This window comes from Streptomyces gossypii (assembly GCF_025165795.1).
GTDB classification, from domain to species: Bacteria; Actinomycetota; Actinomycetes; order Streptomycetales; family Streptomycetaceae; genus Streptomyces; species Streptomyces gossypii.
Genome location: NZ_JAJAGO010000004.1, coordinates 555,611 through 568,655 on the forward strand (window position 1 = coordinate 555,611; position 13,045 = coordinate 568,655).

At 65.7% G+C, this 13,045-nt stretch carries 9 protein-coding genes and 1 pseudogene; 3 read left to right on the forward strand and 7 right to left on the reverse strand.

Features of this window, described 5'->3' with window-relative positions:
• Nucleotides 1-91: 91 nt before the first annotated feature.
• Both LHJ74_RS11615 and LHJ74_RS11620 read right to left on the reverse strand, forming a co-directional pair.
• A complete protein-coding gene (locus LHJ74_RS11615) occupies nt 92-2,407 on the reverse strand; it encodes a CRISPR-associated endonuclease Cas3'' (protein ID WP_311203282.1) in 2,316 nt (771 codons plus the stop codon).
• 977 nt (nt 2,408-3,384) lie between these two features.
• Entirely contained in the window at nt 3,385-4,617 is a 1,233-nt protein-coding gene (locus tag LHJ74_RS11620) for a recombinase family protein (RefSeq protein ID WP_511262218.1), read from the reverse strand.
• Nucleotides 4,618-4,691: 74 nt separating this feature from the next.
• Here LHJ74_RS11620 and LHJ74_RS11625 point away from each other — a divergent pair.
• Nucleotides 4,692-5,169, forward strand: a pseudogene (locus LHJ74_RS11625) (transposase); the annotation flags it as partial.
• Between the two features lie 64 nt (nt 5,170-5,233).
• On the opposite strand, the gene LHJ74_RS11630 reads toward LHJ74_RS11625, so the two are convergent.
• Nucleotides 5,234-5,449 carry a hypothetical protein gene (locus LHJ74_RS11630; protein WP_375546727.1) on the reverse strand — a complete coding sequence of 72 codons (216 nt, stop codon included), beginning with the start codon at nt 5,447-5,449 and terminating at the stop codon, nt 5,234-5,236.
• A 534-nt stretch (nt 5,450-5,983) separates the two neighbouring features.
• Here LHJ74_RS11630 and LHJ74_RS11635 point away from each other — a divergent pair.
• On the forward strand, nt 5,984-6,142 hold the full coding sequence (locus LHJ74_RS11635; protein WP_260217831.1) for a hypothetical protein: 159 nt from the start codon (nt 5,984-5,986) through the stop codon (nt 6,140-6,142).
• 687 nt (nt 6,143-6,829) lie between these two features.
• Here the strand turns inward: LHJ74_RS11635 and LHJ74_RS11640 are convergent.
• Complete coding sequence (locus LHJ74_RS11640) at nt 6,830-7,363, reverse strand: hypothetical protein (RefSeq protein WP_260217832.1); 534 nt, start codon at nt 7,361-7,363, stop codon at nt 6,830-6,832.
• Nucleotides 7,364-7,423: 60 nt separating this feature from the next.
• On the opposite strand from LHJ74_RS11640, the gene LHJ74_RS11645 reads away from it, so the two are divergent.
• Complete coding sequence (locus tag LHJ74_RS11645) at nt 7,424-7,729, forward strand: helix-turn-helix domain-containing protein (RefSeq protein ID WP_260217833.1); 306 nt, start codon at nt 7,424-7,426, stop codon at nt 7,727-7,729.
• Nucleotides 7,730-7,785: 56 nt separating this feature from the next.
• On the opposite strand, the gene LHJ74_RS11650 is transcribed toward LHJ74_RS11645, so the two are convergent.
• The 3 genes from LHJ74_RS11650 to LHJ74_RS11660 all read right to left on the reverse strand — a co-directional run.
• Nucleotides 7,786-8,073 (reverse strand): hypothetical protein, encoded by a 288-nt coding sequence (locus LHJ74_RS11650; RefSeq protein ID WP_260217834.1) that lies wholly within the window; start codon nt 8,071-8,073, stop codon nt 7,786-7,788.
• Nucleotides 8,074-8,402: 329 nt separating this feature from the next.
• Complete coding sequence (locus LHJ74_RS11655) at nt 8,403-8,843, reverse strand: DUF4259 domain-containing protein (RefSeq protein WP_260217835.1); 441 nt, start codon at nt 8,841-8,843, stop codon at nt 8,403-8,405.
• 20 nt (nt 8,844-8,863) lie between these two features.
• A partial coding sequence (locus tag LHJ74_RS11660) for a polymorphic toxin-type HINT domain-containing protein (protein WP_260217836.1) occupies nt 8,864-13,045 on the reverse strand: 4,182 nt, incomplete at its 5' end.

The following is a 13,045-nucleotide window of genomic DNA, read 5'->3' on the forward strand; positions in this document are numbered from 1 at the left end:
CAGGAAGCCTGGATCTCCGCTTCCAGCGCCATGGTTACATGCATGCTGACCCGATCGGGGGCGGTCGCTGGGTTTGCAGGCGGCCACGGGTTTACATCACGGCGTATGACTGCCGGTCCTCCGGTTCGTCCGGATCCAGGCCGCGCTGGTGGTGGTAAGCCCCGCACCACAGGAGGAGATCGCCGGTGACCGGCTCGGCGAGGCCGCTGCGCAGGGCCGCGTCGGCTTCATAACGCGGAAGGGACGCGGTGTGCTGCTGGAGGCTGCGCAGGACCTCCGGCCCGCAGGGACGGTAGGGATCCCGGAGCTGTCCGACGGCCTTTTCGATCGCTTCCCGGTCTTCCTCGTGACGGATGACGACCACCGGTGTGCTGAGCCCGTCGTCGATCATCTGGAAGGCGCGGTCGACTGCGGGAAAGTCGAGTTTGCGGCGTAGGTCTTCAAGCTCCGCGCCCAGGCCGGAGTCCGGGCCGCCTTGCTGAAGGTGGTACCGGAGCCGGTAGTAGCCCTCCAGCGCCCCCAGATCGTCGGGGAACGCCCGGCCGGGGCCGAAGTAGGTCTCGCTGGCCTGGAGTGCGGCGTCGTATTCACTGCTGCGGGGAGTGTGGCCGTCCGCGGGCCGGAAGATGACCACCGTTCCTGCCGGGAGGCGACCATCGCGGTTGCAGCGGCCTGCCGCCTGCTGCAAGGACTCGGCCGGTGCCCATGCCCGGTACACCCGGGGGAAGTCGAGATCCACTCCGGCCTCGATCAGGCTCGTGGAGACGACTTGCACCGCCGCTCCCCCGGCAAGCAGCTCTTTGACCGCGGCAATGACTTCGCGGCGGTGGCCGCCGGTCATGCGAGTCGATAGGTGCAGCAAGGAGCCCTCGGCCGCGTGGTGCCCCAGATGCCGGTGAAACCGGGCGGCGTCCTTGGTGGTGCCCACCACCGTCAGAACCTGCGGGAACGCGGCCGCCTTCGCCGCGATGCCCTCCAAGGTGACGTCCTCCTCCATCCGCCACTCGTAGGAGACCCGGGCCAACGCGTCGAAGAGCTGGGACGGGTCCTCGATCACGGCCCGCCTCTCCAAGCCCTCCCACTTCTGGAGTTCCCAGAACGAGGGCTGGGTCGCGGAGGCCAGCAGCACGGTGACGCCGAAGTGGTCGGCCAGCCCGCGCAGCCCGCTCAGGATCGGGACAAGCAGACGGTCCGGCAACGCCTGGACCTCGTCCAAAACGACCACGGAACCAGCCAGGTTGTGCAGGCGCCGCATAGGAGAGGGCTTGTGCGAGAACAGCGATTCGAACAACCGCACCGTGGTGGTCACCACGAACGGGGCGTCCCAGTTCTCCGCAGCCAGCTTGGCGGCATGCGCCCGCGCCTTCAACTCCTCGCGCTGCTTGGGTGTCAGCCCCGCCGAAGCCTCCTCGGCGTCGAGGTCCACCGCGCTGTGGTGCTCCAGCACGACAGCCTGCTCATCGGATCCGGGATCCGGGTCGAGCAGGTCACGGTAGACAGCCGCGTTCTGCTCGGTGATCGAGATGTAGGGAACCGCGAGCACCACCCGCTGCTTGCCATGCGCAGCCGCATGCCGCAGCGCGAACCCGCCCGCGGCCAGCGTCTTGGCCCCGCCGGTGGGAACGTGCAGCACATACACACCAGGCGGACCGGAGGACGCGGCGCAGGCCTGTTCGTAGACCGACTGGCGCAGTCCGTCCACCGGTGACAGCTGCCTGCCGGCCAGCATCTTCGCCCGCCGCATCTCGTAGCGCTCCAGCAGCGCTGCCATGTCTGCCGGCGCCCGGACCCGCGCAGCGGTGGCCTCGAAATGTGCGGAGGTGTCGAGGAAGTCGGCATCCACCACGCAGCTGTAGAGCATGCGCACCAACAGGTCCAGGCCCAGACGGCCCTCCTTCTTGGACAGATCCGTCAACCAAGAGGGCACCACCAGCCTGTGCTCCGGGTGGATCTGCGGGATCAGCTCTTCGACGGCACGGATGGCTTCCCCGACGGACTCCGCATACTCACCGCCCGGCAGTGCCTTCACCAGTTCGGACTTGAGTTTCTCCATGCCGGGCAGGCCGCCGTGGTGCCCGAAGACCACCGCGCCGAACGCCAACTGCGTGTATCTGTCAGCGAGCACCGTTCCCGCGTGCTTGTGCGGAATACCCACCCTGCCGCCGCCTTGCCCCTCAACGTGGAGCAGTTTGTCGCGCCACGAGCAGGTGCCCTTACCGACATCGTGAATCAGCGCAAGGTAGCCGGCTAACTCCCCCGCACCGAATACCTGTCCGAACCCTCGAGCCAGGGCGGCAGAACCACGCAGATGATCCTCCAGCGCATGCCGACTCCCGGACACGCCGCTGCGGCTGTGCGCATACAACTCCCGGACAGGCACGACGAATCCCCCCAGCTCAGAGCGCACCTTTTGCGCAAACTGCTGTAGACCGGGAACCTACACGCAGGCACTGACAACGGCCCGCGATACCGACACATCAGAGACGCACAATGCCCCAGCGGTTACCCTGACCGGACAGGTTCAGCCCTGAGCCAGCCCCGCTTCGGAACCCCAAGTGCACACGCGACACGCACACAACACCGAAGGAAAATGTCCACCTCCTCCCGTATGTCGCCGCTCGGCAGACGTGAACGGTTTCGCCGACGCGGTATCTGTGCTGCTCAACCAGGGTGGCGGCCGTCCTTCCGGACGGCCGAGGATCGCAACTCCCCGGCGCGGTCCTTCATCACGCGCACCAGGTTGTGGCGGCCGTCCCTCCGGACGGCCGAGGATCGCAACTCCGACGGGTTGTGTGTCCACGTCTTGACACCCCCGATGTGGCGGCCGTCCTTCCGGACGGCCGAGGATCGCAACACCCACAACGGCAACATCAACGGCGACCTGTCCTGGCGTGGCGGCTCCCTCCGGACGGCCGAGGATCGCAACAGGGTGTGTGGTCGGGCCAGGGAATGTCGGTGGCGAGTGGCGGCCGTGCCACCGGACGGCCGAGGATTGCAACGCCCTCGGAGGCGCGCAGCTGCTCCAGACGCCGGAGGTGGCGGCCGTCCTTCGGGCGGCCGAGGATCGCAACCTCCCGGCCCTGACCACCGATCACGGCATGACATCCCGGTGGCGGCCGTCCTTCCGGACGGCCGAGGATCGCAACGGCACGGGCACCGTGCCCGTCAGACGGCCGGTCTTGTGGCGGCCGTCCTGCTGGACGGCCGACGATCGCTACTTCCACACCCCTCACCGGGTACCGGATAGACCGGCGACCCTTCCCGGTCCCAACGGAACCAATCCGGTCCGCCCCGCGACCGTCATGGTGCAACAGATACGCAGATCAACGCCGTGTGGCTGACCAGCCATGCTTGGTGGCTCCTGCCCAGGACTCGAACCTGTGGTCAGCAGCCGGGAGCCAGGTCACCGGTACAGACTGGACTCAATCGTGACCCGTGACCCCAGAGGCCATGGTCGGCGACCGTTCCCATCTGTCTGGTGCCCTGCCGGGGGCACACAAAGCATGGCTGGTCAACGCCGGTGCCGTCCGCCCCGGCCGTCAGCGTCTGTGTGGTGAGACGCGCCAGATCGTCGGCGGTGGCCGCCGACACGGTCACCTGAATCTCGATCTCCCGGCAGGGCCGGAGATAGCGGACCTTCAGCTGGAACGCGTCGTAGACCGTGCGCTGGAGCGCGTCAGGGATATCGGCCAGACGGGTGCCCAGCTGCGGCAGCGTATCGAGCAGCCCAGGGTTCTGGGCCGTCGGCCCGGGTGCGGGCCGGTGCTTCTCGGCGTCGGCGAGCCGGGCGCGACGTTCACGGTCGAGCCGGTCGAAGCGTTCACGGATTCCCTGGCGGAAGCGTTTGGTCGTCTCGGGGTCGCCGTGATCTTCTCCGGCAAGCTGGTCGAGCAGACGTTCTTGTTGTCGTTCGATCTGCTTGATCTTCTCCCGGAGTCTTCCCGCCGGGTCCGCCTTCCCGGTCTCGCTTGTGTGGTCGGGGTGTGTCGCGGCGAGTTGGGCTTGAAGGTGCCAGCTTCGCTGCGGACCGAAGACCCGGTCGCCGAAGAACTGGTGGACGGCCTCCACGAGGATCTTCTCGCTCACCCACAGCGCTTTGGGATGCTGGTCGAACCAGTCGGCGGTGCTGCGGCGGGCCTCGTCCTTGTAGCAGACGTAGGAGGAGAGCCCCTTGCTGGTCTTGCCGGTCATACGACGCTCGCAGACCCCGCAGTGCACATACGAGCGGAGCTTGTAGGTACGGCGTGTGTCCGGGTGGGCGTTGAGGGCGACGCCGTCTCTCGACCCCTTGCGGCTCCCCCGCCCTGCCCACGCGGTGTCGAAGACCTCACGCCTGACGAGGGGCTCATGCACAGGGCGCGGCGACCACTCCCACTCCGAGACCGGGTTGGCCTTGTTGCCTCCGCCCTTGCGGGCTCTTCTGTTCCAGACCTGGTAACCGGTGTATTTGGGGTTCTCCAGGATGCCGCGCACGGCTTGGACGGTCCAGTGCCCGACGCTCACCCCGGCGCGGTTGGCAATAGGGGCCGGGTAGGTGACCGGCTCCCGGTCGAGACGGGCGGCGATCTGCCGGTAGCCGAGCCTCTCCAGCACACGAAGCCGGAAGATCTCCGTCACCGCAGGGCCCTGCACCGGGTCGGGGACAAGCCGGTGTTTGGTGCGCCCCTCAGCGCGGCGTGCGGGAATGGGATGGAACCGGAGAGCCGGTGGCCGCCCTCCTCAAGCCCGGGAACGCGGGCGGCAACACCGCGACCGACCACATCACCGCCCTCAGCTCGTCCTGGCCCAGCTGTCGAAAGGAGTATCGGCGTGGACGCCACACGCTGATCCGCACCGACTCCGCCGGCGGCACTCACGAGTTCGTCGGCTGGCTCGCCCAGCGGGGAAGGCGGCTGTCCTACTTGGTGGGCATGACCGTCACCGACGCCATCCACCAGGCCGTCGGCAGGGTTCCGCCACAGCCTGGACCGCGGGGCCATCGAACTGGGCGGGGACATCCGTGACGGTGTATGGGTCGCCGAGCTCGACGGTGACGTAATGAAGGGCTGGCCGAAGGGAATGCGGCTGATCGTCCGCAAAGAACGTTCACACCCCGGCGCCCAGTTGCGGTTCACCGACGCCGACGGACTGCGACTCACCGCGTTCGCCACCAACACCACCGGCGGCCCACATGAAAGGTCGAGGCCAGGGTCGCGCACCGGTAGCGGGCATTGAGGGGCTGGGCAGGGCGTATTCAACGCCCCGCAGGTTCTGGACAAACTAGCTTGGTTGTCTGCCCTCGTAGGTAGTCAGAGCGTTCCTGCCGGCTGAAGGGCCGACCAACGGCTCGACACATTCGTTTGCTGGCTTCGGCCACATCAGGAAGGGCCGGATCCCACAACAGCACGTCGTAGTCGGCGCTGCTGGTGGCGAGGGTTTTCCCGTCAGGGCTGAACGCCACCGAGGACACCGGGTCGGTGTGGCCGTGTTCGTGGACGACTACGCCGATACCCAAGACCGACGCCAACCGTGAGCCCCAGTCCGCGCCGCCCGGCGCGCCAACTGGCGCACCGGGGCATGAGCCACCGCGCCATCACCGCCCAGCTCGGCATTGGCAGGGACACCGTGCGCCGCGACCTCGATACCCTGGCGCGCGACGGCGCTAACGACACCGTGCCGGGTGGCGCACCTGGCGCGCGCCACGACGAGCGAGCCCTCCCACGTACGGCGCAACCGGTGGCGTTCGTCCCACAGTTGCAGGCCTTACCCGGCGCACACCAAGGCGCCGTTCGCGCCGCCGACGAACTCCGCAACCTCGACCCGGACACTGTTCACCGCGACCCACGCCACGTGGCGCACACCCGCACCTACCTCCGCGCGCCCCTGTCGTGCGTCGCCGAACTCCTGGCGCACCCCGGCGCGCCCGACGCAATCGAGCGCAGCAGCTGCACCGACTCGCCGAACGGATCACCAACCTCGCCACCGACCACGACTGGGAGTCCGCGTGATCACCATGGCCCTGATGTTGCGGACGTGCTGCCACGTCACCATCGGCTACCCGACGCCCGGATCGACCGCGCCTGAGACCGACTCCGGCCACTCCCGCGAGTACAGCGCGAAGACCAGCGGCTGTACCAAACTCCCTGGTGAGGACGATGTATGACACGTTCGACCGACGCTAGAAGCAGGACCGATCCGGCCCAAAGCTGGTAAATTAGTGAATGCTGGAAGAGGGTGTCACCCCCTTCCAGCAACGGGATGGCGGCCCCGGGACCACAACCCAGGACCGCCGTTTCGACACATGATGAGCCCGGCCGATCACTACCCGGCCGGGCTCGCTTGGTTCAGCAATCCGTCCGGCACTTCGGCGGGTGTGCATGTGCCGCACCCTACAGGTGGTGCGCTACCACCTGCCGGATGACGTCCAGCGCCAGTAGCACCAGAGCGTCCGCGAGTAACTGCCGCCAGTTGGGCGACTGGTACTGACGTCGGTCCTGGTGACCTGGGCTATCCCCCTCGTCGGGTTCCGGCATCCTTCACCACCTCCTGTCTGACCGGTGGATCCGGCCTCCCGACAGGGAGACCACCGCTGGCCTACCGGTCTACTGACCAGCGGAGCAGTGGGGCACGAGGCAATGCACCGTCACGATATCGCGGCTCAGCATGACCGGGACAAGGAAGTGTCAACTCAGGGCTCATCCAGCAGATTCAGGTCGCCAGCCCGCCGGGGAGGGGCAGGCCCCGTCCCTCCCATACCCGTAGTTGCACATCCGGCTGATCAGCCGCACACTGGCCTCACGCCTGGCATGCCCAGGCACAACAGGCCCGCCCAGTGCGGGCCTCACACATGTCACGGCGCCTGACGGTCTACGTGTTCTTCCAGCTCTTCGAGGCGTTTGATCTCACGCTCAGCATGAAGCATCGGTTGAATAGGTGCCCACAACAGGCGTGCCAGCGGGAGCAGCACGACCCAGAACATACCGACGGTGAGACTCGTCAAACAGAACACGGCATGCCCGGCCTCCGGCTTGCCCTCGGGGCGAGCAAGCCAGATAAGCGCGAGAAACTCGGCTCCACAGAGCGCGAACACCACAACAGCCCATGCGACTCCCATCGCATAGGCGCGCACCAGAATGTTGCCCCGCGCTGGTCCGACTGGCCCATGTGGAAGCGGCAGCGCTTCGAGCCGAGCACGCGTGATTGCTATCTGTTCAGGTGTTGGCCGGGCGGGAAGATCCTCGAAGACGGCGAAAAAGGGCTCGCCGTTGGCGCGTGCCGACTCGTGAACGATCCTCCGGCGTTGATCCATCTCCACCACGCCTACGAGCACAACAACCGGAGCCACTGCCGCGACCGTTGCTGCGAAAGCCTCTGTCATCTGCATGGCGCGAGACTCCCAGTCCGATCACTTCAGACCAAGAGCGCAACCCGTCGGGAGCTGACCATGACCAACCAGTACGGCAATCCGGTCACCGCTGACGAGCGCACCAAACTCCGCAGCCTTCACGCTGAGGGCCTGGGCCGCAACGATATTGCCCGCCGCCTCGGCCGTGCCCAGCGCACCGTGTCCGTGCTTGCCGCCGATATGGGCCTCACCTTCAACCGCACCGCCACCGAAGAAGCCACCCATCAAGCGACGACAGAACCACTCAAAAGCTCACGAACCGCCCTCTCAGAAGCCCCGCCAGGACGCCTGGCGGGGCTTTGGGGTTTGCTGGCGGAATTTAGGTACCACTACTCGGCGTCATAGCCAGCCGGAGACCCGTTCAGCCTTCCTTCTTCTCAATTTATTTCTGGAAGACCGCCTCAGGGCGCTGTTTCGTCACCGATGGCACGAAGAACCTCGGAGAGCCAAACGAAACCATGCCCCACAACACGGTCAGGCTCGGAGAGCATATCTTCCAGGTGACCCCACGACTCAGAAAGCATACCGATCGTAAGATCTCGCGGCTCGCTGTAGACTTCATAAGCCTGATCTCGAGGTACGGACCAGAATGCCTCTTTATCGATTTCCAACACCTGCTCACCGGCCTCGATCCGTTCCATGAGCAAGTCGAAGACACCTTTGAGCTTGTCCACTGGAATCTCGACCATCAGCAAACACTCCCTGAAATTTTCGCGATGTTTTCATGGAAGGTTTGTACTTCCTTCCTCAGATGCCTGGCCCGCCCGTCGATTATTCGCTGACGAACCTCTTCATTAGGTGCATTCTTCAGGAAACCCTTGGTGTCGTAGGCGTCCGGGTTCGCTAGGTAATCCCGGAGTTTCGCCTCGTGCTCCTCGATCAACTATCGATACGACGGACGATCCGCCCACCGCAGCCGTCGTCCGCTGACATTGCCGTCAAAAGGCTGAAGAGCCCACCGAAATAGGATTTCGGTGGGCTCTTCAGTCGCATGCGGGCCTGACCTCGATATCAAAGATCAGTTATCGGATTCACCTGCACTGACGGGGCGCAACACAGACTGCAAGCGGTCAATCGCAGCCTGGGCCTCAGATCTCTCCTCAGTATCAACCCAGCTTCGCCAGAACCAACCGTCTGCGGGCAATGCCACTTCCAGCGCTTGGACGGCAGATGCTGCCAGGGCCTGCGCGATTGGTTTCGCTAGCCATTCTGTGATGCCCGGATATTCCTCGTTCCAAGTCAGAGAGTGCCCAGCAGAGATATTTGCCGCAACCACCGCCGCAGCAGCCATCACCTCCTCTGGCAGTACCGAGGAAGGGGAGCTCCCACTCCCCTCAACAGCGGAACGGAATGTGCTCTGCACGACCGCTAGCCGCTGCGGAGCCGACTGTTCTTCCAGCTCATCGAGGAAGTCCTCAGCCGTGTCGCTGTCGAACGGACCTGAACCCCAGGTTCCCATCACTAACTCCAGTTAGAGGCTTACGGTAGGAATCCGCCGATTGGAACTTCGATCTCTGGGTCTCTTCGGTTAAGGAGAGTTCCACCTCTCGCCTTAACGCCCTCCATCATGGTCTGTTCCATGCGGCGGATCGCCGTCTTGCTTGTCCCGGCAGGCAGAGTGAAGTAGGTGACGTTCACCACGTCATCCGATGTGTATCCGGCCTTGCGGACCGCATGTTTGGATCGCATCGACTTATTCACTCGTTCTCTAATGCTCGACGTTGAGCTTCCGACATACTTCGTTCCGTCATTGAGGTGAATGGTGTAGATGCCTGGCCCGGTCGGCGCATCAAACTTCGTACCCGGCCCACAATTTGAGTTGTGAACCAGGACCGGGGTGTCCCCCGCCAGCACATAGTACGTGTGGGTGTTGTTGATGGTGAGGTCGTGGGTGCGCTGGTGCTTGGTGAAGAGGCGGGTGGCGGTGAGGGTGACGGTGTCGCCGTCGGGGGTGTGGAGGGTCATGCCCGCGGTGAGGTCGCCGGCGTTGACCCACTTGTTCTGTGAGGGGGACCAGAAGGGGTGGGTGGTGGTGGAGATGAGGGAGGCGGGGCCGTCCTCGGTGGTGATGGTGAGGTCGGTGAAGTGCTTGTCGTCCTCGGTGACGATGGTGGCGACGACTTCACGGGTGGTGGTCTTACCGGTCTCGGGGTCGGTGACCAGGACCTTGTCACCGAGCTGGACGTCCTCGATGTCCTTGCGAGTGCCGTCGGCGAGGAGGACTTGGGTGCCAGGGATGAAGCTGTGGCTGCACTCCTTGGCTGCCTTCTTGCCCGCGCGCCCGGGCTTGCCCCCCTTGAGTCCCTTGAGGCCCTTGAGCCACTTGAGGGCGGGAATGTCGCCGGCGGCGGCGAGGCAGGAAGTTCCTTCGAAACTTCCTATGCAGCCTTTCCAGGCGCCGGGGTCGAAGAAGAGGGAGCCGACGACCTTAGCGGTGCCGAGAAGGCCGCGAGCCTTCTTCGGTGTGGCGGGCGTGTACTGGGTCTCGGTGTACCCGTGCTGCACACTGTATTTCGTCTTGTAGTACTTAGGCGGAAGCCATCTTCCGGACGCCTTGGCCTGGGTCATTTGATATTGAGTGCCGCCCGTGAGGGGGTTACCTCCCCAGGTCTTTTTGCGAGGGGGGCCGTCGTTGGAGAGGCGGCCCTTTCCGTTGGCATCGAGGACGACCCCGTAGCCCATTCCGTCGTTGCCGGCGAACATCTTCCCGGTGGGGTCGCTGTAGGTCAGCGGGTTGTTGTTGCCGTAGGTGTAGCCGTGGATCTGTTGAGGGTCGGTGAGATCCATGAGCGGGTCGACGGAGATGAAGCGGCCGGTGGCGAGGTCGTACTCGCGGGCGCCCAAGTGGGTGAGGCCGGTGTCCTTGGTGTCGTCGATGCCGCCGACGAACCCGCGGGCGGTCGGCCAGGAGACCGGTTCCGCGCCACGCGAGCCGCCGAATGGCAGAGTGCGGCGCTGGGCGGTCAAGTCCAGGCTGGCGGCGTCGATGGCGAGTTGGCCGGTGCCATGGTGGTCGGCGACAGTGATCGTCCAGGTGCCGTCGTCCGCCAGCACTGCCTGGTGGCCGCCGCCAAGCGGGATATAGCGCGTGGCCTTGAGCGTGGAGGAGCCCTTGGCCACGGTGACTTCGGTGTGGTCACCCCAGTGGAACGTGTCTCCGTCCGCAGTCCGGGAAATGAGGCGGTTGCCTTCGGCGTCGTAGACGTACTCGGTGGTCTTGTCCTCACCGCCCTCGACCGGTTCGGTGACCTTGGCGAGGCGGCCTTCCGCGCCCCAGGTCAGCTTCTGCGCGTCACCGCCCAGCGTGCGGGTGGTGGTGTTGCCGGTTTCGTCGTAGCCGTAGGTGTCCTTCGCCGAGCCGGTGGGCCCGGTGCGGGTGACGGAGGCGAGGGTGTGCGGCTGCGGGCTGCCCGGCTCGGGGTAGGTGTAAGCGCGCTTGGTGTCCTGGGAGAGGTTTCCGGCCGGGTCGTGCTGGGTTTCGGTGAGCCGGTTGCCCGCCTTGTCGTAGGTGTAGGAGTGCCAGTAGGGGGCGGGCCCGCCCACGGTGGCCTCGGCGGGCGCTGCAGCGCAGGCCTTGTTCGCTTCCGTCCACGCTTCGGTCAGACGGCGCAGGTAGTCGTAGGTGAAGCACTGGGTGTCGGTGCCGTCGCGGGAGACATCCGAGAGCGATTGGACATTTCCGGCCTGGTCGTAGCGGTAGGTGTTGTGCCGGTCGACACCGGGCACGTCCTGGCGGTCCATCCGCGAGGTCTCCAGGCGCTGGGTGCCCCAGTCGTAGGTGTTGGTGACCCAGGACTTCTTCGCCCCGTCGGCGGCGCCGAGTTCGTACTGGAGCGGCTTCCCTGTCAAGGAGTATGTGGCGTCCGCCCTCGCTCCGACAGTGAAGGCTGCGATCGGGCGCAGCGTCTGGTCCTCGTAGGTGTAGTTCCATCCCTTGCCCGCGATATTGCCGACATTGGAGAAGTCGCGTCCGCGCACGAGGCCGTTCGTGTAGCGGGAGGTGCCTTCCTGATAGGTTCCCGCCAGAGCGCCTTCGGATTCGGGAATGGTCGTCGACGCCCGTTCCACCTCATACAGCCTGGTGTATTTGCTGATCTTGCGGGTGTAGGCGTTGCCGTCCACGTAGCGGGTCGACTCCGCAAGGTGCCCCTTGGCACCGAAGATGGTGTCGTAGACCCATTTCGCACGCAGTTCACCGGACGCGGAGTCTTCGCGCAGTTCGCGGCGACGGTTCAGGTCGTCGTAGACGTTGACCAGCTTCGTGCCGCGGGCGTCCGTGCTGGATGTGACATTGCCGCGAACGTCGTACGCGGTGGCCGTGGTGCCCTTGTCCGGGTCCGTCGTACCCGTCTTGCGACCCATCTGGTCGTAGGCGTACGTCCACTCGTTGCCCGCGGGGTCGGTCATCTTGGCCAGTTCACCGCGCGGTGTGTGGCTGTAGGTGGTGGTGTCGTAGTCGGCTTCGGGTGCGCGGGCGTGGTGTTGACGCAGTTGGGTCGTCTGGTCGCGAGCGTCGTTGAGGGTGGTGGTGGCGGTGCCGCCCTCTGGTGGGATGACGGTGGTGCGGTCGCCGTTGTGAATCGTCTTGGTGATGCCAAGGACTTCGCCGCCATCGCCGTTCCCGGCGATCTGCCGTGATTCGGTCTCCCGGCCCAGTCCGTCGTAGGACAGCCGGGTCTGCGTCTCCACGCTCAGCGCGTCCTCAGGCGCGAAGAGCACCTGGGACGGGGCGCCTTCGGTGTAGTACGGGGCGAAGGTCTTCACCTTCAGGCCGCGCTCGTCGTAGAAGGTGTCGCTGAGGAGACGGCCGCCCTCTGGGCCCGGTGCCTGGGTCTGCCGCTCACGCAGATACCCGTCGTAGAGAGCGTAGGAGACGATCTGGTTGGTGCCTCCCGGCGTCAGGGTGCGGGTGGCGACTGCGGCGGGCTTCCCCTCCTCAATGAGGTAGGTGAACTGGTAGCTCGGTAGGCCAGCGGTATGCCGGTTGGCCAACCAAACCTTTCGAGCACGGCCAAGCGCATCCTGAGTCATTTCCGTACGTTTGCCGTTGGTGTCGACTTCCGCGACCGGCTGGCCCCGATGCGGCTCGAATTCGGTGACGGACTTCTGAGCAGTGGTTGCCTCGCCCTTTTCGGCGGGAGGTGTGGTCGTGGTGACCTTGGCCGCGAATCCACTCGCCGGGCTGTAGGCGGTGGTTGTGGTGCGGCCGTCGTCACGCTCGTCGCGGGCGGGAGTGCCGCTGCCGGTCACCGTGACGTCGGCGGTCAGATCAGTGGCCGTGAGCTGGCGGCCGTAGCCGTCGAAGGTCGCGTCGGATTCGAGGTAGCGGGCCGTGGTGCCGTCGTGCTTCTCAAGGACGGCGGTGGCGGTGGCGTCGCCCTTGGCGGGAGCCGCGCCGTAGGCCGCGCCGTCGTAGGCGGTGCGGGTGTCGGTGATGACGTCCTCGGCGCGGTCGGGAGTGGCGTCGCACTTGACGGCGAGGGTCTCCTCGCGGGAGGGGAGGCCGAGGATGTTCATTGCGGTGTTGGTGGCGAAGGTGGTGCGGGTGCACCGGTTGTCGCCGCCGGTGGAGTTGTCGCCGTAGTCGTCGACCTTCACCAGCCGCCCGGCGACGGTGTCGTACGTATTGCTCTGGGAGACGACCCGCCAGCTGTCCCCCGC

Coding starts and splice junctions, on each gene's coding strand:
- LHJ74_RS11650 (WP_260217834.1), bottom strand. CDS start 8,073: ATGGTCGAGATTCCAGTGGACAAGCTCAAAGGTGTCTTCGACTTGCTC.
- LHJ74_RS11655 (WP_260217835.1), bottom strand. CDS start 8,843: ATGGGAACCTGGGGTTCAGGTCCGTTCGACAGCGACACGGCTGAGGAC.
- LHJ74_RS11645 (WP_260217833.1), top strand. CDS start 7,424: ATGACCAACCAGTACGGCAATCCGGTCACCGCTGACGAGCGCACCAAA.
- LHJ74_RS11640 (WP_260217832.1), bottom strand. CDS start 7,363: ATGCAGATGACAGAGGCTTTCGCAGCAACGGTCGCGGCAGTGGCTCCG.